Source organism: Solwaraspora sp. WMMD1047, assembly GCF_029626155.1.
Taxonomy (GTDB): Bacteria; Actinomycetota; Actinomycetes; order Mycobacteriales; family Micromonosporaceae; genus WMMD1047.
On sequence record NZ_JARUBL010000001.1, the window covers coordinates 5,544,230 to 5,563,127 of the forward strand.

Annotated in this window: 18 protein-coding genes and 2 tRNA genes; 8 read left to right on the top strand and 12 right to left on the bottom strand. The window is 72.4% G+C overall.

Features of this window, described 5'->3' with window-relative positions; genetic code table 11:
• Position 1: 1 nt before the first annotated feature.
• Together O7627_RS25250 and O7627_RS25255 are read right to left on the bottom strand one after the other, a co-directional pair.
• Complete coding sequence (locus O7627_RS25250) at positions 2-634, bottom strand: MBL fold metallo-hydrolase (RefSeq protein WP_278095964.1); 633 nt, start codon at positions 632-634, stop codon at positions 2-4.
• Positions 631-1,716 carry an S-(hydroxymethyl)mycothiol dehydrogenase gene (locus tag O7627_RS25255; RefSeq protein ID WP_278095965.1) on the bottom strand — a complete coding sequence of 362 codons (1,086 nt, stop codon included), beginning with the start codon at positions 1,714-1,716 and terminating at the stop codon, positions 631-633. The genes O7627_RS25250 and O7627_RS25255 overlap by 4 nt, the downstream gene beginning before the upstream one ends.
• Before the next feature lie 201 nt (positions 1,717-1,917).
• Between O7627_RS25255 and eat the strand changes: the two genes are divergently transcribed.
• A complete protein-coding gene (gene eat / locus O7627_RS25260; RefSeq protein ID WP_278095966.1) occupies positions 1,918-3,417 on the top strand; it encodes an ethanolamine permease in 1,500 nt (499 codons plus the stop codon).
• A 78-nt stretch (positions 3,418-3,495) separates the two neighbouring features.
• Here the strand turns inward: eat and O7627_RS25265 are convergent, their stop codons facing one another.
• Positions 3,496-4,218 carry a hypothetical protein gene (locus O7627_RS25265; RefSeq protein WP_278095967.1) on the bottom strand — a complete coding sequence of 241 codons (723 nt, stop codon included), beginning with the start codon at positions 4,216-4,218 and terminating at the stop codon, positions 3,496-3,498.
• 215 nt (positions 4,219-4,433) lie between these two features.
• Between O7627_RS25265 and O7627_RS25270 the strand changes: the two genes are divergently transcribed.
• Positions 4,434-5,609: an LLM class flavin-dependent oxidoreductase gene (locus O7627_RS25270; RefSeq protein WP_278095968.1), complete on the top strand. Its 1,176-nt coding sequence runs from the start codon at positions 4,434-4,436 to the stop codon at positions 5,607-5,609.
• 5 nt (positions 5,610-5,614) lie between these two features.
• Entirely contained in the window at positions 5,615-6,232 is a 618-nt protein-coding gene (locus O7627_RS25275) for an FMN reductase (RefSeq protein WP_278098427.1), read from the top strand.
• A gap of 195 nt (positions 6,233-6,427) precedes the next feature.
• On the opposite strand, the gene O7627_RS25280 is transcribed toward O7627_RS25275, so the two are convergent.
• The 3 genes from O7627_RS25280 to O7627_RS25290 form a co-directional block, all read right to left on the bottom strand.
• Positions 6,428-7,654, bottom strand: coding sequence for a hypothetical protein (locus tag O7627_RS25280; RefSeq protein ID WP_278098428.1), 1,227 nt, complete (start codon positions 7,652-7,654; stop codon positions 6,428-6,430).
• Positions 7,655-7,784: 130 nt separating this feature from the next.
• Positions 7,785-8,489 (bottom strand): hypothetical protein, encoded by a 705-nt coding sequence (locus tag O7627_RS25285; protein ID WP_278095969.1) that lies wholly within the window; start codon positions 8,487-8,489, stop codon positions 7,785-7,787.
• Between the two features lie 61 nt (positions 8,490-8,550).
• Positions 8,551-10,563 (bottom strand): beta-L-arabinofuranosidase domain-containing protein, encoded by a 2,013-nt coding sequence (locus O7627_RS25290; RefSeq protein WP_278095970.1) that lies wholly within the window; start codon positions 10,561-10,563, stop codon positions 8,551-8,553.
• A gap of 274 nt (positions 10,564-10,837) precedes the next feature.
• Here O7627_RS25290 and O7627_RS25295 point away from each other — a divergent pair, with 274 nt between their 5' ends.
• The 3 genes from O7627_RS25295 to O7627_RS25305 all read left to right on the top strand — a co-directional run bounded on the left by O7627_RS25295 (position 10,838) and on the right by O7627_RS25305 (position 13,740).
• The gene (locus O7627_RS25295; protein ID WP_278095971.1) at positions 10,838-11,194 is read left to right on the top strand and encodes a YciI family protein; all 357 of its coding nucleotides are present in this window, start codon (positions 10,838-10,840) and stop codon (positions 11,192-11,194) included.
• Positions 11,191-12,504 (top strand): DUF6596 domain-containing protein, encoded by a 1,314-nt coding sequence (locus O7627_RS25300; protein ID WP_278095972.1) that lies wholly within the window; start codon positions 11,191-11,193, stop codon positions 12,502-12,504. The genes O7627_RS25295 and O7627_RS25300 overlap by 4 nt, the downstream gene beginning before the upstream one ends.
• Before the next feature lie 99 nt (positions 12,505-12,603).
• Positions 12,604-13,740 (top strand): cellulose binding domain-containing protein, encoded by a 1,137-nt coding sequence (locus tag O7627_RS25305; protein WP_278095973.1) that lies wholly within the window; start codon positions 12,604-12,606, stop codon positions 13,738-13,740.
• Between the two features lie 62 nt (positions 13,741-13,802).
• On the opposite strand, the gene O7627_RS25310 is transcribed toward O7627_RS25305, so the two are convergent.
• The 3 genes from O7627_RS25310 to O7627_RS25320 form a co-directional block, all read right to left on the bottom strand.
• A complete protein-coding gene (locus tag O7627_RS25310) occupies positions 13,803-14,021 on the bottom strand; it encodes a hypothetical protein (RefSeq protein WP_278095974.1) in 219 nt (72 codons plus the stop codon).
• Between the two features lie 160 nt (positions 14,022-14,181).
• Positions 14,182-14,255: transfer RNA gene (locus O7627_RS25315), tRNA-Ile, on the bottom strand.
• Between the two features lie 51 nt (positions 14,256-14,306).
• Positions 14,307-14,879 carry a dihydrofolate reductase family protein gene (locus O7627_RS25320; protein ID WP_278095975.1) on the bottom strand — a complete coding sequence of 191 codons (573 nt, stop codon included), beginning with the start codon at positions 14,877-14,879 and terminating at the stop codon, positions 14,307-14,309.
• 76 nt (positions 14,880-14,955) lie between these two features.
• Here O7627_RS25320 and O7627_RS25325 point away from each other — a divergent pair, with 76 nt between their 5' ends.
• On the top strand, positions 14,956-15,537 hold the full coding sequence (locus O7627_RS25325; RefSeq protein WP_278095976.1) for a TetR family transcriptional regulator: 582 nt from the start codon (positions 14,956-14,958) through the stop codon (positions 15,535-15,537).
• Positions 15,538-15,674: 137 nt separating this feature from the next.
• On the opposite strand, the gene O7627_RS25330 is transcribed toward O7627_RS25325, so the two are convergent.
• Together O7627_RS25330 and O7627_RS25335 are read right to left on the bottom strand one after the other, a co-directional pair.
• Complete coding sequence (locus tag O7627_RS25330) at positions 15,675-16,910, bottom strand: NAD(P)/FAD-dependent oxidoreductase (RefSeq protein ID WP_278098429.1); 1,236 nt, start codon at positions 16,908-16,910, stop codon at positions 15,675-15,677.
• Between the two features lie 75 nt (positions 16,911-16,985).
• A tRNA-Asn gene (locus O7627_RS25335) sits at positions 16,986-17,058 on the bottom strand.
• Between the two features lie 254 nt (positions 17,059-17,312).
• On the opposite strand from O7627_RS25335, the gene O7627_RS25340 reads away from it, so the two are divergent.
• On the top strand, positions 17,313-17,681 hold the full coding sequence (locus tag O7627_RS25340) for a hypothetical protein (protein WP_278095977.1): 369 nt from the start codon (positions 17,313-17,315) through the stop codon (positions 17,679-17,681).
• A gap of 60 nt (positions 17,682-17,741) precedes the next feature.
• Here the strand turns inward: O7627_RS25340 and O7627_RS25345 are convergent, their stop codons facing one another.
• Positions 17,742-18,749 carry a sugar phosphate isomerase/epimerase family protein gene (locus tag O7627_RS25345; RefSeq protein ID WP_278095978.1) on the bottom strand — a complete coding sequence of 336 codons (1,008 nt, stop codon included), beginning with the start codon at positions 18,747-18,749 and terminating at the stop codon, positions 17,742-17,744.
• Between the last annotated feature and the right edge of the window lie 149 nt (positions 18,750-18,898).

Below are 18,898 nucleotides of genomic sequence, written 5' to 3' on the forward strand. Positions count from 1 at the left end.
GTCAGTGACCCCGGGCTATCCAGTTCTCCAGCTCCGGGGCCTCCACCGCGATGGTGGTGCTGGCGCCGTGGCCGGTGTGCACCAGGGTCTCCGGCGGCAGCCCCAGCAGCCGGGTCCGGATCGACGAGATGATGGTGCCGAAGTCGCTGTACGAGCGGCCGGTCGCGCCGGGACCGCCGGCGAAGAGGGTGTCGCCGGTGAAGACCGCCTTCAGCTGGGGTGCGTAGAAGCAGCAGGCTCCCGGGCTGTGGCCGGGGGTGTGCAGGACGCTCAGGCCGATGCCGGCCACCGCCAGCCGCTGCCCGTCGGTCAGCTCGCCGTCCGGTGCCCGGTCCGGGTGGACCTGGTCCCAGAGCACCCGGTCCGCCGGGTGCAGCAGCACCGGCGCGCCGGTCTCGTCGGCGAGCGCAGGCGCGACCCGTACATGGTCGTCGTGGGCGTGGGTGGCCAGGATCGCCACCACCCGGCGGCCGCCGACGGCGCGCAGAATGGTCGCCACGTCGTGCGGGGCGTCGACGACGACACACTCGCTGTCGTCGCCGACCACCCACACGTTGTTGTCGACGTCGAAGGTCTGCCCGTCCAGGCTGAAGGTGCCCGAGGTGACGGCGTGCTCGATCCGGGCCCCGGTCACAGGACCACCACCGACCGGAGTACGTCGCCGCGGTGCATCTTGCCGAACGCCTCCTCCACCTGGTCGAGGGCGATCTCCTCGGTGACGAACGCGTCCAGGTCGAGCCGGCCCTGCAGGTACAGCGAGGTGAGCAGGGGGAAGTCCCGACTGGGCAGGCAGTCGCCGTACCAGCTCGACTTGAGCGCCCCGCCCCGGCCGAAGACGTCCAGCAGCGGCAGTTCGATGGTCATCTCCGGCGTCGGCACGCCGACCAGCACCACGGTCCCGGCCAGGTCGCGGGCGTAGAAGGCCTGCCGCCAGGTCTCCGGCCGGCCGACCGCGTCGATCACCACGTCCGCGCCGAAGCCGCCGGTCAGCTCCTGGATCGCCGCCACCGGGTCGGTCTCGCGGGCGTTCACGGTGTGGGTGGCGCCGAACCCGCGGGCCCACTCCAGCTTCCGGGGATCGGTGTCGACCGCGATGATGGTGGTCGCGCCGGCCAGGGCCGCGCCGGCCACCGCGCCGTCGCCGACCCCGCCGCAGCCGATCACCGCGACCGAGTCGCCCCGGGTCACCTGGCCGGTGTTCATGGCCGCGCCCAGCCCGGCCATCACCCCGCAGCCCAGCAGTCCGACCGCGGCCGGCCGGGCGGCGGGGTCGACCTTCGTGCACTGGCCGGCGTGCACGAGCGTCTTCTCGGCGAACGACCCGATGCCGAGCGCCGGGCTCAGCTCGGTGCCGTCGGTGAGGGTCATCTTCCGGGCGGCGTTGTGGGTGTTGAAGCAGTACCACGGCCGGCCGCGGCGGCAGGCCCGGCAGTCGCCGCAGACCGCCCGCCAGTTGAGCACCACGAAGTCGCCGGGCGCGACGTCGGTGACGCCGTCGCCGACCCGTTCGACGACGCCGGCCGCCTCGTGGCCGAGCAGGAACGGGAAGTCGTCGTTGATGCCGCCCTCCCGGTAGTGCAGGTCGGTGTGGCAGACCCCGCAGGACTGCACCCGCACCACCGCCTCGCCGGGCCCGGGATCGGGCAGCACGATGGTGGCCACCTCGACCGGCTGGCCCTTGGCCCGGGCGATGACCCCGCGTACTTCCTCGCTCACGCTCTCCCCCTTCACTGCCGCCCGTCGGCCGTACCCGGGCACGGTTGGATCTCGCCAGCATGTCACGACCGGCACCGGATGGAACCCGGTCGGGCGGCGGATCCGCCGCTGCCCTCTTGACAGTGCGACGGCACCGGTCCACCCTCGCACCCAAACCTCAAAAGGTCCGACCCTGAACCATTGACCGCGGGAGGCCGGCACATGACCGACTCGGCGAGCCCCACCAACAGCGGATCGGGCGGGCCGGACGCGCCCGCCGCCCGACGGCAGGTACACGGCGCGGGATACGAGCAGGTCGACGCCGACTACCTGCAGAAGCGGCAGTTGCGCGGCGGCGCGGCCGGCTGGGTGCTGCTCGCCGGCCTGGGCGTCGCGTACGTGATCTCCGGTGACTTCGCCGGCTGGAACTTCGGGCTGGCCGAGGGCGGCTGGGGTGGTCTGCTGATCGCCACCGTGCTGATGGCGACCATGTACACCTGCATGGTGTTCGGGCTGGCCGAGCTCGCCTCGGCGATCCCGGTCACCGGCGGCGGCTACGGGTTCGCCCGCCGTGCCCTCGGTCCGCTCGGCGGCTTCGCCACCGGCACCGCGATCCTGATCGAGTACGCCATCGCCCCGGCCGCCATCTCGGTGTTCATCGGCGGCTACGTCGAGGCGCTCGGGCTGTTCGGGCTGACCAGCGGCTGGCCGATCTATCTGGCCTGCTACGCGCTCTTCATCGGCATCCACCTCTGGGGGGTCGGCGAGGCGCTGCGGGTGATGTTCGTGATCACCGGGGTGGCGCTGGTGGCCCTGGTGGCGTTCGTGATCGGGATGGCGCCGAAGTTCGACGCCGACAACCTGTTCGACATCGCGCCGACCGAGGCGCTGGGGGCGAGCACCTTCCTGCCGTTCGGGGTGGTCGGGGTGCTGGCCGCGCTGGTCTACGGGATCTGGTTCTTCCTGGCCATCGAGGGGGTGCCGCTGGCCGCCGAGGAGGCCCGCGACCCGAAGCGGGACATGCCGAAGGGGATCATCGCCGGGATGGCCACGCTGCTGGTGCTGGCCGCCCTGATCCTGGTCACCGCGCCCGGCGGGGCCGGCTCGTCGACCATCGCCGAGTCGGACAACCCGCTGCCGGAGGCGGTCCGGGCCGCGTACGGCGGCGACAGCCTGCTCGCCGACTTCATCAACTACGTCGGCCTGGCCGGCCTGGTGGCCAGCTTCTTCTCGATCATCTTCGCCTACTCGCGGCAGCTCTTCGCGCTCTCCCGGGCCGGCTACCTGCCCCGCTGGCTCTCGGTCACCAGCCGTCGCAAGACCCCGTGGGTCGCGCTGATCGTGCCGGGCACGGTGGGCTTCCTGCTCGCCGCGATCACCGAGGACGGCGCGAAGATGATCAACATCGCGGTCTTCGGGGCGACCGTGTCGTACGTGCTGATGATGGTCGCCCACCTGGTGCTGCGGGCCCGCGAGCCGGACCTGCCGCGGCCGTACCGGACGCCCGGCGGGTCGGTCACCACCGGGGTGGCGCTGGTGCTGGCGGTGGCCGCCGTGATCGCCACCTTCTTCGTCGACGAGGTGGCCGCCGCCATCACCGCGGCCATCTTCGTGGCCGCGCTCGGCTACTTCTGGTTCTACAGCCGGCACCGGCTGGTCGCCACCGCCCCGGAGGAGGAGTTCGAGGCCGTCGAGCGGGCCGAGACCGAGCTGTCGAACTGACCGGTACGCCCGGCGGCAGTCGGTCGGTCGGCGCGACGGCGGACAGCCGGCGCGCCGACCAGGCCGGCCGCCCGCCGGTCAGGGGGCCAGCCGCTCGGCCAGCTCGCCGGCCAGGTCACCGATCCGCTGCCCGCCGGAATCCGGCACGTTCAGGGTGGTGACCAGGTCTCCCTGCCGGACCGCGAGGAAGTAGGAGACGGTGGCCTGCCGGCCCGGGCGGGCGATGGCGCCGCGCACGACGAGCACGTCGTCACCGACCGGCGCGGTGGTCTGGACGGCGAAGCTGACCTGGCCGCCGAGGAAGTCGTAGTGCGAGCAGGCCCGGAGCACCTGCCTGGCATCGTCCATGGCCCGGCTGCCCCAGCCCGGCTGGTACGCCTCGACCACCTGCAGGGCCGGCGCGCCCGGCCCGCGGTAGCCGCGTTGCGCCGCGGCGTCGCGGTGTTGCTGGGCCGGATAGTCGGTGTCCTGGTAGGCCGGGCAGTCCGGCTGCGCCCACGGCCAGCTCGGCGATCCGGCCGGTTCCCGGATCTCCCGCCAGTGCGGGCCGATCTCGGCGGCGGGCAGCAGCGCCCGGTCGAGCGCGCCCGAGCCGTCCCCGGCCGGTGCCGTGACGCTCGGGTCACCGGCAGGTGCCGTGGCGTTCGGGCCACCCGCTGGTGCCGGGGCGTCCGTGCCTGGGTTGGCGCAGGCGAGCGGGGTGAACACCAGGATCAGCAGGAGCAGGCTGGGCAACACCGCGGCGGTGTGTGGCCCCGGGCGGACCGGCGGCGGGTTGGGCCGAACGGTGCCTGATCTCATCGTCACTTCCTCGACCGGTCGGCGGGCGTGAGCATCGCCGGTGGGTGATCCACCTCGCTCGAACTGGTAGACGGAGCCGACCGCCCGCCGGGTTGCACCCCGACCGGGCCGGATCGGCGCGATGGTCAGGAATAGCTGGTCCGGGGATATAGTTCAAAACTGAACGAGACGTGTTCCGCAGGGACGGGACGGTCCGGCCGAGGAGGGACGCTGAGATGCAGTTCGGGATCTTCACCGTGGGCGACGTGACGCCCGACCCGACGAACGGGCGGGTGCCCACCGAGCGCGAGCGGATCAAGGCGATGGTGACGATCGCGCTCAAGGCCGAGGAGGTGGGGTTGGACGTCTTCGCCACCGGCGAGCACCACAACCCGCCCTTCGTCCCGTCGTCACCGACCACCATGCTTGGCTACATCGCGGCCCGCACGCAGCGGCTGATCCTGTCGACCGCCACCACCCTGATCACCACGAACGACCCGGTGAAGATCGCCGAGGACTACGCGATGCTGCAGCATCTCGCCGACGGCCGGGTCGACCTGATGCTGGGCCGGGGCAACACCGGACCGGTGTACCCGTGGTTCGGCAAGGACATCCGGGCCGGCATCCCGCTGGCCATCGAGAACTACGACCTGCTGCACCGGCTCTGGCGCGAGGATGTCGTCGACTGGCAGGGCAAGTACCGCACCCCGCTGCAGTCGTTCACGGCCACCCCGCGCCCGCTCGACGGCGTACCCCCGTTCGTCTGGCACGCCTCGATCCGCAGCCCGGAGGTCGCCGAGCAGGCCGCGTACTACGGCAACGGCTTCTTCCACAACAACATCTTCTGGCCGATGGAGCACACCCGGCGGATGGTCGAGCTCTACCGCCGCCGGTTCGAGTTCTACGGTCACGGCCCGGCCGACCAGGCCATCGTCGGGCTGGGTGGGCAGGTCTTCATGCGCCGCAACTCGCAGGACGCGGTGCGCGAGTTCCGCCCGTACTTCGACAACGCGCCGGTCTACGGTCACGGCCCTTCGCTGGAGGAGTTCACCGAGCAGACCCCGCTCACCGTCGGCACCCCCGAGCAGGTGATCGAGCGGACCCTGACCTTCCGCGAGCACGTCGGCGACTACCAGCGGCAACTGTTCCTGATGGACCACGCCGGCCTGCCGCTCAAGACCGTGCTGGAGCAGCTCGACCTGCTCGGCGAGGAGGTGGTTCCGGTGCTGCGCAAGGAGTTCGCCGCCCGCCGCCCCGCGCACGTCCCGGACGCCCCGACGCACGCCTCGCTCCGCACGGCCCGCGACGCGGCGCCGGCTCCGACCGACGCCACTTCAGCGGGTACGCCGACCAGCCCGGCCGACGCCGCCACCGGCCAGGCCACCCCCGCCGGAACGGGAGCCGGACGGTGACCGACGTGCCCACGCGCCGGCTGGCTGTCGTCTCCGCCGGGTTGAGCCAGCCGTCGTCCACCCGGCTGCTGGCCGACCGGCTCGCGGCGGCCACCCGGCTGGCGGCCGACCGGCATGGCACGCCGCTCGACGTGGACGTGGTCGACCTGCGCGACCATGCCCACGACCTGGTAAACGCCATGCTCACCGGCTTCCCAGCGCCGGATCTGGACCGGACCCTGACGCGGGTGACCGGGGCGGACGCCCTGATCGCGGTCACCCCGATCTTCAACGCCTCCTACAGCGGCCTGTTCAAGTCGTTCTTCGATGTCGTCGAGGAGGGCGCGCTGCGGGAGGTGCCGGTCCTGATCGCGGCCACCGGCGGAACGGCCCGCCACTCGCTGGCGCTGGAACACGCGATCCGCCCACTCTTCGTGTACCTGCGGGCCGAGGTCGTCACCACCTCGGTCTTCGCCGCCCCCGAGGACTGGGCCGGCGGGACCGCCGCCGGCCCACTGGCCACCCGCATCGACAGAGCCGCAGCCGAACTGGCTGGACGACTCAAGGGCACCAGCCCACACCGGCACAGCGACCCATTCGCCGACCCGACCCCGTTCGAAAAACTGCTCCATGGCACCGACTGACAGGCCCAGGAGTGCGCCAGCGCACGCCGTGCGCCTCGCACCGGAAAGACCCGCCAGTGAGCCGATCGAAGCCAATGCCCGACCATGATCCTCAGGACATCGAGCACGTCACTAGGCCGGATCGCGTGCTGAATGTCCTGAGGATCTTTGCGGGCCGGGTGGGGCTCCGGATGCTGGGGTTGGCGCCGGAGGAGGTCAGGTAATGGTGATAGTGCCGTTCGTCGAGCGGACGCAGGCGAGGGTGTGGTTGGGGGTGGCCGCGGCGGCGGTGAGGCACTGGCCGAGTACGGCGTGGCCGGCGGCGTTCGGGTGCCAGGATTCCTGGCAGGTCTGGAAGTAGGTCACGCAGGCGTTGGCGATGCGCTGGATGGCGATCTTGTCGTAGCCGGAGAGGCTGGTGACGAAGACGCCGGTCGGGCCGTCCTGCAGCCGGATCGGGGTGGCCAGCGTGCCGGCCGGGCTGTTGGCGTTCTCGCAGAGCCGGGCGCCGTCGAAGGCCCGCTGCACGTTCAGGTAGACCAGGTCGGCGCCGGGGAACTCGGCCGACATGGCGGCGTGCGCCGAGGAGACGATGGTGCCCAGGCCGGCGGAGAAGAGGTGGCCGGGGGCGAGGCTGGCCCGGTGCACGGGACAGCCGGCGGCGTACCGCTCGGCGCCCAGCGCCCGGAACTTGTCCCGGGTGTCGCTGCGGTTCTCCTCGGTGTGGAACGGCGAGGCGATGTCGACCGGCAGCGGGTTCGTGTAGTCCTGGAAGACGATCCGGTGCTGGCCGTCGGCGTCGACCTCGGCCAGCGTGGTGAGCAGTTGCCGGACGGCCGCGGTGGTCTCGGCGGTGGCCGCGGCCACCTCCGCCTCGGTGGCCAGGTCGGAGGCGGCGCAGGGCTCCTGCGGCACCGGGCCGCCGAGGTAGGCCCAGAACTCCCACCAGCCGGTCCAGGCGTCGGCGATGAACCGGTTGGCGCACAGCGACGCGACGTCACCGAAGGTGAACGAGCTGTTGTTGGAGCCGAGTCCGATCAGGACCAGGTCGATGTCGTGGGTCTGCGCGACCCCGCGCAGCTGGTCGAGCTGGGCGGCCACCGACCGGCCCTTGGCGCGGGCGGCCGAGGCGGCGGCGATGTCGTGCGGCTGGCCGCCCGAGCAGGCCAGGTTGAACCGGGCCTGGATGCCGGGCAGGCTCGCCTGGTGCAGTGACGCGTTCGCCGACCGGTGGCAGAAGTAGGCGTTGTTGTTCGGCGCCGACCAGCCGGGGAAGCCCTGCGCCGTGCCGGAGATGTCGACCACCGGCGTGTACGCCCCGGCGCCCTCGCCGCTGACGAAGCTGTCCCCGATCGCCACCGCCGCGGTGGGCAGCGCCGCCGAGGCCGGGGCCGGCACGGCGGTCAGGCCGGCCGCCGCCCCGAGCAGGAGGGCGACGGCCATCGCGAAGGCGGGACGACGTCGGTACCTGGCCATATCGGACTCCCTCGCCCCGGACGAATGCGAAACATTTTCCAGGTTCGATGAGACCACGCACCGCCACCGGCCGTCAACGCTCGATCAACACCCGCCGTCAGCCCGACGCCGGTCGCCGCCGCAGATAGAGAGCCGGGAACGCCACCGCGGCCAGCAGCCCCACGGCCACCAGCGCAAGGGTGCCCGTCCGCTCGGCGGAACGGGCCGTGGGCTCCCCCGCCGCCGCCGGATCGGCGGTCGGGGTGCCGCCGTTCCAGGTGTAGGCGATCGGCTCGGTGTCGACCGGGTTGCGGTTCGGATCGACCTCTACCTGCGGCGGGCGTACCGCACCCGTCCACTCGCGACTGTCCGGCGACGGCGCGGCCGGCACCGGCAGCACCCGCAGCGCGCCGGGAGCCTGGACAGTCCCGATCTCGAAGTCCATGAAGCCGCCCTGGGCGCCGCGCACCCGCCAGGTGCCCGCTTCCGGAATCACGATGGTGGTGGCGAAATGCCCCGCCTCGGCCAGCGGCACCCCCTCGAAGACGACCGTCTGGCCCTGCTCGCCGACCAGCTTGATCCCGATCGGTCTCTGCCGCCCGACCTCGGCCGGCAGCGGCCGCACGCCGTGCTGCAGGACCCAGAACCCCACCGTGTACGCCCGCTGCGGCTCCAGCCGCTCCGGCAACGGGTCGAGCACCGTCGACGCCCAGCCCCCGGCCCCGGCCGGCGCTGGGGCCACCCCGAGCCCGAGACCCGTCCCCAGCAACACCGCGGCCAGGCCGGCCAGCACTCGTCGTACCCGCGTCTGTCGTGGACGCATCGCAACCACCTCCTGGTACAGGCGAGTCGCGACCACCCGGTCCGGTTCCCCGGCGGGCGGGTCAGCAGCGGGGCAGCCAGACCCGCATGGTGGACGACCCTCGGCGGGCCCACCGGTGGTACGGCACCAGCCGGATCGCCGCCGCACCGATCGCACCGATCGCACCGCTCGGCCCGGTCGCGACGGACGGCCCGGTCGCAACGGTCGGGCGGTCGGTACCGCCGCCTTCCGGCCGGTACGGCCAGTCGGTCTCGCACACCACAGGGAATCCGCCGGCGACGGTCGCGACCACCTCACCGCCCGGCTGCCTGCCGCTGACGTCCTCGGGCGGCTCGCTCGGGTCCACCAGCAGCCGGTCCAACTCGCCGCCCTGGTCGGTCGACTCCGCGCAGAGCACCACCGGCCCGCGCTCCACGGCGACGCAGCCGCGGACCGCGTCGATGCGCGGGTCCGGCAGCGTGAACCGGGGTCGCACCGGCAACTCCAGCCTGATCACGTCGCCCACCTTGAAGTCCCGTTCCAGCACGGCGGTGCCCGGCCGCACCGGCCGGCGCACCGACCCGTCGACGAGGACGGCCCCGGTGGCCCAAGCGGGGACCCGGAACGAGAGCGCCCACCGGTTACCGTCGCACTCCGTCACCCGTACGACGACCGCGCCGCGGTCCGGGTAGTCCGTGGTGACCCGCACCGCGACCCGCCGGCCGTCGCCGATCCGGGTCCGGACCTCGGCGTCGGCGTACTGGTGGAGTTGCAGCCCGCCGTCGTCGGCGGTGGCCAGGTAGGCGGTCAGGCTGGCCAGCAGGCGGGCGAGGTTGGTCAGGCAGCGGGACGCCTCGAACCGGGCGGCCCGCAGCCCGCAGCCGGTGCCTGGTTGCTCCTGGTCGCCGGGGACGATCCGGGTCGGGAAGCGTTGGTGCAACGTGTTGGTGTGGAAGAACGACCGGCCGTCGTCGCCGATCGCCGTCGCCACCACGTTGTAGAGGACCCGTTCGATCAGGTCGCCGTACCGGGGTTGGCCGGTGGCCAGCAGCAGCCGCCAGGCGAGCATGACGGCCGCCACCGCGGCGCAGCTCTGGGCGTGCGCCCGGTCCGGCGGCAGGTCGAAGTCGTCGCCGAACGCGCCGTCGGGGCGCTGCGAGCCCATCCCGCCGGTCAGGTGCGTCCGGCGGGCCAGGGTGCGGTCGAACTGGCCGGCGACCGTTTGGAGCAGTTCGTCGTCGCCGGTCTCGACCGCCACGTCGACCGCGCCGCAGGCCAGGTAGAGCGCCCGCACCGGGTGGCCGCACAGCACCGTGGCCCGGCGTACCGGCTTGTCGTCGCGGTAGTAGGACCAGCCCAGGTGGTCTGCCGGCAGCCTCCGGTGGCCGCGCAGGTCGAGGAAGCGGGCGGCCTGGTCGAGGTAGCGCTGCTCGCCGGTGAGGCGGGCCAGCTCCACCAGGGCCGGCTCGATCCCCGGGTGCCCGCCGATGCCCTCCGCGCCGGCCGGCCCGAAGGTAGCGCAGACCTGGTCGGCCTGTCGGCGGGCGACCGTCAGGAGCTGGTCGGGGCCGCTGCTGCGGGTCCGGGCGACCGCGGCCTGCAGCAGGTGCCCGGCGCAGTAGAGCTCGTGTCCGGCGGCCAGGTCGGCGTAGCGCGGCGGCTGGCCGGGCCGGCCGAAGGCGGTGTGCAGGTAACCGTCGGCCGCCTGCCCGGCCGCGATCAGCGCGGTCAGTTCCACGATCTCGCGGTCCCGCCCGGCGTCGCGGGACGGGTCCGCCTCCCGACCGACCTCCCAGGACATCGCCTCGATCAGCTTGTAGACCTCGGCGTCGGAGAATTCCCGGCCGCGCACCTCGGTCGGGCCGCCGTCGGCGCCGGTCGCGGTGCCGGTCGCCGCGAAGTTGCCCGTCCAGCCCAGCTTGTCCATCCAGACGCGACCGTGGTCCAGGGTCGCGGTCCCGTTGACCTGCTGGCGCTGGCCCCAGAACCCGCCGGTGATCCGGACCTCGCGTAGTCCCAGCGGGCGCAGCGCACCGCGCGACGGGACGACGGGACGCCCGCCGACCAGGCTGGCGTCCTGAGCGGTCACACTCATCAAATCCTCCGAAGCCGGCCGATTCAGCACACCATCGCCCAGGAAAACCCTTTCAACAAGGCACCCAGGAATTTAAGATCATCAAGTTCTCCTGCCAGCAACAACGCCTACCGCAGCGGGCCGAACACCAAGGCGTACGAAACATTCCTCGCAAGCGTTTCGAGCCCCGGTGGCACGTGAAAAACCTCGCGGCCGGTCGGTCACATCCCGCGGTCCGGTTCGTCGTCATGCTGGGACGGCGCCTCGCCGGACCGGTGGAGAGGAGAATCGCGGGATGAAGTACCTGTTGCTGATCTACGGCGACCCGGCCGGGGACCCGACCGACGAGGCCGTCATCCAGGCCGAGATCGACGCGTACTGGGCGTACGACAAGGCGCTCACCGAGGTCGGCGCGCTGCTCTCCTGCCAGGCGTTGCAGGGGGTCGAGACCGCCACCACCGTGCAGGTCGGCGGCGACGGTACCCGGACCGTCACCGACGGGCCGTTCGCCGAGACCCGGGAGATCCTCGGCGGCTACTACCTGGTCGAGCTGCCCGATCTCGACGCTGCCGTCGACTGGGCGGCCCGCTGCCCGGGGGCGCTGCGCGGCAAGGTGGAGGTCCGGCCGATCCAGGAGTTCGAGGAGCCGTGAGCGGGGACGGGCGGCCGGCCTCCGCCATCGTGGAGACGGTGTTCCGCGAGGAGCATGGCCGGCTGCTCGCCAGCCTCGTCCGGCAGTTCGGCGACCTCGACCTGGCCGAGGAGGTCGCCTCCGACGCGATCGAGTCCGCCCTGCGGCGCTGGCCCGTGCAGGGCGTGCCGGCCCGGCCGGCAGCCTGGCTGCTCACCACCGCCCGCAACCGGGCCGTCGACCGCCTGCGCCGCGACCGCGGGTACGCCGCCCGACTGGCCGTACTGCGGGCCGAAGCGCTCCGCGACGACGATCCACCGGTCCCCGGCCCAGCCCACTCACCCGGAAGAGCCGACCCGGCCTGTGGTCTCGTCGACGACCTGCCCGACGAGCGGCTGCGGCTCTTCTTCACCTGCTGCAACCCGGCGCTGGCCGAGGAGGCCCAGATCGCGCTCACCCTGCGCTTCCTGGCCGGACTCGCCAACCCCGAGGTGGCCCGGGCCTTCCTGGTGCCGACGGCGACGGTCGCCCAGCGCATCGCCCGGGCCAAACGGAAGATCCGCGAGGCCCGGATCCCGTTCCGGGTGCCGACCGCCGACGAGTTGCCGGACCGGCTGCCCGGGGTGCTCCGGGTGCTCTACCTGATCTTCACCGAGGGGTACGCCGCCAGCGGCGGACCACACCTGATCAGGGCCGAACTGGCCGACGAGGCGATCCGACTGGCCCGGATCCTGCACCGACTGCTCCCCCGCGAACGGGAGGTGACCGGGCTGCTCGCGCTGCTGCTGCTCATCGACGCGCGGCGGGCCGCAAGAGTCTCGCCCGACGGCGGCCTCGTGCTCCTCGCCGACCAGGACCGCTCCCGTTGGGACCGGGACCGGATCGAGGAGGGCCGCCGACTGGTGGTGGCCGCCCTCACCCCTGCGTCACCCACCGCCCGGACCCGGCCCGGCCCGTACGCGGTGCAGGCCGCGATCGCCGCCGTGCACGACGAGGCCGCCGATCTGGCCACCACCGACTGGCCCCAGGTGGTCGCCCTCTACGACGTGCTGGCCGAGGTGGCGCCGTCGCCGCTGGTGGAGCTGAACCGGGCGGTGGCGGTGGCCATGCGGGACGGTCCGGCCGCCGGGTTGGCCCTGCTCGACGCGTTGGATGCCGGCGGGGCGCTGGCCGCGTACCACCTGTTGCCGGCCGCCCGCGCGGACCTGCTGCGCCGGTTGGGCCGCGACGCGGAGGCCGCGGCGGCGTACCGGAAGGCCCTGGAGCTGGCCGGAAACGAGCCGGAACGCGAGTATCTGCGGCGACGGCTCGCCTCGCTACCGGCGAGCTGACGGCCGGCTTTCTATCGACGGATGTCGTTGTCAAGCGGGGCCTTTCCGGGCTACTTTGTTGGGGTTTCAAACTAAAGACCTCAGGGCAAGGAGGCCCGGATGACCACCACCGGCTCACGCGGGACCCGGCATCCACGGCTGCGCGCCGGCATCGCGACGACCGCCGCGGTGCTCGTCGGTGTCGGCCTGACGGCGGTGCTGACCTCACCCGCCAGCGCCGCCACCGGCTGCCGCGTCGACTACACCACCAACCAGTGGTCCGGCGGCTTCACCGCCAACGTCGCGCTCACCAACCTCGGCGACCCCCTCAACGGCTGGACCCTGCGGTGGAGCTTCGCCAACGGGCAGACCGTCAGCCAGGGCTGGGGCGGCCAGTTCAGCCAGAGCGGCTCGGCCGTCACGGTGACGAACGCGTCCTGGAACGCCGGGCTCGGCACCAACGCCACCGTCTCCGTCGGATTCAACGGCACCTGGACCGGCACCAACAACGCCCCTACCTCGTTCAGCCTCAACGGGGTGACCTGCACCGGCGCTCCGTCCACCGGGCAGCCGCCGACCACCGCCCCCAACCCGACCACGCCCGCTCCCACCACGCCCGCCCCGACCACCCCACCGCCCGGCGGCGTCGCCTGGCAGTCGTCCGACCAGTGGGGCACCTGGACCAACGGCGGGTACACCCTCTACAACAACATCTGGGGCAGCGGCGCCGGCAGCCAGCGGATCTGGGCGAACTCCTACCGCAACTGGGGCGTCACCGCCAACCACCCGAACACCGGCGGCGTGAAGTCCTACCCGAACGCCACCCGCAACGTGAACCGCAACCTCAGCGCGATCCGCAGTCTGACCAGCACCTTCAACGTCACCGTGCCGAGCGGCGGGGCGTACGCGAGCACCTACGACATCTGGGCCAACAACCACGCGTACGAGATCATGCTCTGGATGAACAAGACCGGCCCGGTCGGTCCACTCGGGTCGTTCCAGACCAACGCCACGGTCGGCGGGCACAGCTGGCAGGTCTACCGCGGCTCCAACGGCGCCAACGAGGTCTTCTCGTTCATCCGCACCAGCAACACCAACTCGGGCACCGTCGACGTGCTGGCGGTCCTCAACTGGATCCGCAACGCCGGCTGGTACGGCGACGTCCTGGTCGGTGACGTCCAGTTCGGATACGAGATCACCTCGTCCGCCGGCGGACTCGACTTCACCACGAACGACTTCTCCGTGTCGTACAGCTGATTCCGCCCGGCCCGGCTCGCCACCGGCAATGTGGTGGCGAGCCGGGGCCCGGCGCCGGCGGATCAGTACCGGCGGCGCTTCTTGCGGTAGTGCCCCTTGAAGCGGTAGTGCCCGTGGTAGCCGTAGGACGGCCCGTGCCCGTAGCCGCGGTGCTTCCGATGCCCGTGGTAGCCGTACGGCTGCCCGTGCCCGTAGCCTCCGTGTCCGCCGTGCCGGTGCAGCATCCGACCGAGCCGGGCAGCCACCAGCGAGAAGATCAGCCGCTTCAGGTGCCGCATCATGCCGCAAGGGTATGCGGGTCACGCCACCTCATCCTGTGCATGAGCTGGGATTCTGCTGAGTTGACCAGCCGGCGGAAGCGGTGCGGGTCTGCCACCGCCGCAGAAGATCGCCGCCTGCCACGGCCACTACCTCGACAAGTAGCAGCGCACAGGATCAAAGTGGGGCGGGCGGGACTCGAACCCGCGACCCAAGGATTATGAGTCCTCTGCTCTAACCGGCTGAGCTACCGCCCCCGACGGCGGAAAGCCTAGCCTAGTCGGCGATCCCGAACCGCCCCGCGGCCGTCAGGTCGGACGGTAGCTCAGGAGCACCACCCCGGAGTCGAACGGACGGGTCTCGACGAGCGCGAACCGGCGCGGGTCGAATCCCCGGGAGAAGAGCGGGATGCCGGTGCCGGCCACCACCGGGTTGAGCTTGATGGTCAGCTCGTCGATCTCCGACTGCAGCTCGGCGGCGAGCTGCCCGCCACCGCAGAGCCAGATGTCGCGGCCCTCCTGCCGCTTGAGCCCGCGGACGAACTCGACCGGCGGTCCGGTCACGAACCGCACGGTCGGGTCGGTCTCCGGGGCCAGGGTCCGGGAGAAGACGTACTGCTCCAGGTGCGCGTAGGGACTGGTGATGCCGGCCTTGAGCGCCGGCTCGTAGGTCCCCCGTCCCATCAGCACCGCGTCGTAGCGGGCGTTGGGAACCTCATCGATGCCGGCGGCCACCCGGTACGCCGTCGGCAGCGTCTCGGGCCAGGTCGCAACGGTGTACGCCCCGAGATCGGCCTCGAACGGGAGGAAGTCGTACTGGCCCTCCGGGCCGGCGATGAAGCCGTCGATGGTGCTGGCCACGTGGTAGACGAGTCGTCGCATGAGCGACCTCCAATCACTACTGCTGTCGTGGTTGAAGACTACAACGCCTGTCGTGGTTGGTGCTAGCGTGTTCTCCATGGCCAGGAATCCCGAGCGACGTGCGCTGCTCGCCGACGCGGGGCTGCGGGTCCTCGCCGTCTCCGGCGCGCGCGGGCTGACCCACCGGTCGGTGGACACCGAGGCCGGCGTGCCCATCGGTACGGCGTCCAACTACTTCCCGTCCCGCGACACCCTGCTGGCCGCCCTCGGTGAGCGCATCCTGGAACGGTTCGCCCCGGACGAGGCGGTGCTGGCCGAACTCGGCGCCCGCCCGCCGTCGGCGGAGCTGTTCATCGACTACCTGCGCTACATCATCGAGCGGACCACCCGGCACCCCGACCTGACCCGGGCGCTCATCGAACTACGACTGGAGGCCACCAGACGCCCGGCGCTCGCCGAGAGCCTGGGCGGCATGCTGCGCCGGGGGTACCGCGACGACGTGGCATTCCACCAGAGCACCGGCCTGCCCGGCGGGCCGTACGAGATCGCGCTGTTGCACTTCGCCGTCGACGGCCTGCTGCTGGACCTGCTCACCCCCTCGATCGGCGCCGGGTTCGACCCCGACCAGGTGGTGGCGTCACTTGTCGCCCGGCTGGTCGGCGGCGCCGACCGCAACTGACCCGGCCGAGCGAGCACACCGGCCGAGCGAGCGGCCCGGCCGAGCGAGCGGCCCGGCCGAGCGAGCGGCCCGCGGCGGTCAACCGCGCAGGCCGGCCAGGTCACCGGTCAACCGCGCACACTGGCCGGACGACCGGGTCAGCCGCGCAGGTCGGCCACGAGCGTCCCGGCCGCCCGCCAGCCGCTGGCCAGGGCACCCTGGATCGACGGGCTGTCCCGGTGGTCGCCGGCCAGATAGATGCCGTCGCCGAGCGCCACCGGCTGGCGCAGCCGGCCCTGCGGTGGCGGCGCCGCCGGCAGCGCGGCCGGCAGCGAAACCGTCTCCAGGTGCTCCCAGTCCGCGGTGGACCGGCCGTAGAGCCGGGCCAGTTCGGCGCGGACCACCGGCTCCGGCGGCGTGGTCGGCCCGACCACGGTGCTGGCCACCAGATGCCGCCCGGCCGGCGCGTACGACGGGGCGGCCCGGCTGACCACCACCGTGTTCGCGACGAGTTCCCGCCGGTCACCGTCGAGCAGCAGGATCGGCTCGTCAAGCGGCGGCTCGGCGGCGCTGTGGTAGTAGGTGGTCAGCGCGTGGGTGCGTACCGGATGGAGAGCCGGCAGCAGCGCGGTGACCGCCACCGGGTCGACCGCGACCAGGACGGCCCGGCACCGGATCTCCCCCGCGTCGGTCCGCACCAGGCCCGGCGCCACCGCCTCGACCGGCCGGTTGCGGTGCACCAGGAAACCGGGCAGCGGGTCGGCGATCGCCCGGGGCAGGGCGGCCATCCCGCCGGCCGGCAGCCCGATCCGGCCGCGGGCGAACGACCGCAGGATCATCGCGAAGACCCGGCTCGACGTCGTCAGCTCCCGCTCGGCGAGCACCCCGGACAGGAACGGCCGGACCAGCTCCTCGATGATCCGGTCGGAGAGCCCGGCCCGGCGCAGCGCCACCTCGGTGGTCGACTCGGGCGCGGCGAGCAGCCGGCCGGGCGGCAGCGCGGCGCAGCCCGCGGCGAGCCCGGCCAGGCGTACCCGGTCCAGGGCGGTGCCCACGTCGGCGACCGCCGTCCGGGCCGCGCCGGCCGGCTCGCGCAGCGGGTTGACCAGCCGGTGCAGTGCGTCGCCGCGCCGTACCAGCACCCCGGAGGTGAAGTAGCCCAGTTCGAGGGTGTCGACGTCGAGCAGGGTGCCGAGCCGGGGATAGCCGGTGTTGAGGACCTGGAAGCCCCGGTCCAGCAGGTAGCCGTCGACGGCGTCGGTGGTGACCCGGCCGCCGAGCCGGTCCGCCGCCTCCACCAGCACCCACGGCACCCCGGCCCGGTGCAGCCGGCGGGCGGCGGCCAGCCCGGCCAGCCCACCCCCGACGATGACGACGTCGGACTCGGTGGGCAGCGTGGTGGGCGGGGGATCGGTCATGGATACGAGAATGCCCGCCGGGTGGCCGGCGGGCACGTGGGGGCGGGAAAGCTCCCCCGTTTGGACTCGAACCAAAAACCTGCCGGTTAACAGCCGGCTGCTCTGCCAATTGAGCTACGGGGGATCGCTGCTCACGACGCTGGATGTCTCCGGCGCCGCGCGACCGGGATCAGAGTACAGGATCAACCGCCCCGTCCGGCTACCGGGTTACCGTGACCGCTGGGCATCGTCGTCGGCAATTTGTCGCGCCCGCCACTATGAGGCGTGAGCGCGGAGCAGTATGGGTAGGTAACCGGGGACAGACGACGCAGGCGCGACAGGGTTGGCAACTGGGAACTCCGGTGGCGCAACCCGGCGTCAGGCACGAAAGGAGCCGCCATGCGCGGAAAGCTGTGGTTTATCGGCGGGCTGGCAGCGGGCTTCGTCCTGGGCGCCCGCGCGGGCCGGGAGAAGTACGAAGAGCTGGTCTTCAAGGGCAAGAAGGTGCTGGACCACCCGACCGTCCAGGAGGCGGCCGGCGTGGCGCAGGCCCAGGCCAACCGGCTCTACGCCGAGGGCAAGGACCGGCTCAGCCACACCCGGCTGGGTGAGAAGCTGAGCCCGGCCAACGGCGGCACCAGCAGCAGCGCCACCACCGCGGAGCTGGGCACGACCGAGAGCACCCTCGCCGGCAGCGGCACCAAGGGGACCTCGACCACCACCTCCGGCAAGTCCTCCGGCTCGGGAGCCAACGGCACCGCGTTGTGAGCACCAACAGCCAATGGGCCGGTCACCCCGCACGGGGTGACCGGCCCATTGTCGTCAGGCTCAGTCCTTGCTGGCGAAGGCGGCGTCGAAGGCGGCGTCCGGGGCGTCGAAGGCGAGCCGGCGGACGAACTGCAGCGCCTCCGGGGCACCGATCAGGCGGTCCATCCCGGCGTCCTCCCACTCGATCGAGATCGGGCCGGTGTAGCCGATGGCGTTCAACGCCCGGAAACAGTCCTCCCACGGCACGTCGCCGTGCCCGGTGGAGACGAAGTCCCAGCCCCGGCGCAGGTCCGCCCAGGGCAGGTGGGAGGAGAGCCGGCCGCGCCGGCCGTCGCCGGTGCGTACCTTGGCGTCCTTGCAGTCGACGTGGTAGATCCGGTCGGCGAACTCCAGAATGAAGTTCACCGGGTCCAGCTCCTGCCAGACGAAGTGCGACGGGTCCCAGTTCAGGCCGAACGCCGGCCGGTTGCCGATCGCCTCCAGCGCCCGCCGGGTGGTCCAGTAGTCGTACGCGATCTCGCTCGGGTGGACCTCGTGGGCGAACCGGACGCCGACCTCGTCGTACACGTCGAGGATCGGGTTCCAGCGGTCGGCGAAGTCCTGGTAACCGCGTTCGATCATCTCCGGCGGCACCGGCGGGAACATCGCCAGGGTGTGCCAGATCGACGAGCCGGTGAACCCGACCACCGTGTTGACGCCGAGCTTGGCCGCCACCCGGGCGGTGTTCTTCATCTCCTCGGCGGCCCGCTGGCGGACCCCCTCGGGCTCGCCGTCGCCCCAGATCCGGGCCGGCAGGATGCCCTGGTGCCGCTCGTCGATCGGGTGGTCGCAGACCGCCTGACCGACCAGGTGGTTGGAGATCGTGAAGACCTTGAGGTTGTACTTGGCCAGGGTCTCCCGCTTGCGGTCGAGGTACGAGTCGTCGTTGAGCGCCCGGTCGACATCCAGATGGTCACCCCAGCAGGCGATCTCCAGCCCGTCGTAGCCCCATTCGGAGGTGAGTCGACACACTTCCTCGAACGGCAGATCGGCCCACTGGCCGGTGAAGAGGGTGATCGGTCGCGGCATAGTTCCTACTCCCCTGTTGGTTGCCTGGGATTCCCGCCGGTCGCCGGGCAGGCGGCGGCCGTGGGCAGGGGCGAGGGAGCCGGCCCGCAGCGTACGGGGGCCGCTCCGCTGGCGGCGGCGCGACGGGTGCCCACGGGCACCTGGGCCGG

Excerpts from the sequence above, each read along its gene's own strand:
- O7627_RS25345 (WP_278095978.1), bottom strand. The coding sequence starts at position 18,749 with ATGCCGCGACCGATCACCCTCTTCACCGGCCAGTGGGCCGATCTGCCG.
- O7627_RS25340 (WP_278095977.1), top strand. The coding sequence starts at position 17,313 with ATGCGCGGAAAGCTGTGGTTTATCGGCGGGCTGGCAGCGGGCTTCGTC.
- O7627_RS25290 (WP_278095970.1), bottom strand. The coding sequence starts at position 10,563 with ATGAGTGTGACCGCTCAGGACGCCAGCCTGGTCGGCGGGCGTCCCGTC.
- O7627_RS25265 (WP_278095967.1), bottom strand. The coding sequence starts at position 4,218 with ATGAGATCAGGCACCGTTCGGCCCAACCCGCCGCCGGTCCGCCCGGGG.
- O7627_RS25270 (WP_278095968.1), top strand. The coding sequence starts at position 4,434 with ATGCAGTTCGGGATCTTCACCGTGGGCGACGTGACGCCCGACCCGACG.
- O7627_RS25280 (WP_278098428.1), bottom strand. The coding sequence starts at position 7,654 with ATGGCCGTCGCCCTCCTGCTCGGGGCGGCGGCCGGCCTGACCGCCGTG.
- O7627_RS25295 (WP_278095971.1), top strand. The coding sequence starts at position 10,838 with ATGAAGTACCTGTTGCTGATCTACGGCGACCCGGCCGGGGACCCGACC.
- O7627_RS25305 (WP_278095973.1), top strand. The coding sequence starts at position 12,604 with ATGACCACCACCGGCTCACGCGGGACCCGGCATCCACGGCTGCGCGCC.
- O7627_RS25325 (WP_278095976.1), top strand. The coding sequence starts at position 14,956 with ATGGCCAGGAATCCCGAGCGACGTGCGCTGCTCGCCGACGCGGGGCTG.
- O7627_RS25320 (WP_278095975.1), bottom strand. The coding sequence starts at position 14,879 with ATGCGACGACTCGTCTACCACGTGGCCAGCACCATCGACGGCTTCATC.
- O7627_RS25285 (WP_278095969.1), bottom strand. The coding sequence starts at position 8,489 with ATGCGTCCACGACAGACGCGGGTACGACGAGTGCTGGCCGGCCTGGCC.
- eat (WP_278095966.1), top strand. The coding sequence starts at position 1,918 with ATGACCGACTCGGCGAGCCCCACCAACAGCGGATCGGGCGGGCCGGAC.
- O7627_RS25310 (WP_278095974.1), bottom strand. The coding sequence starts at position 14,021 with ATGATGCGGCACCTGAAGCGGCTGATCTTCTCGCTGGTGGCTGCCCGG.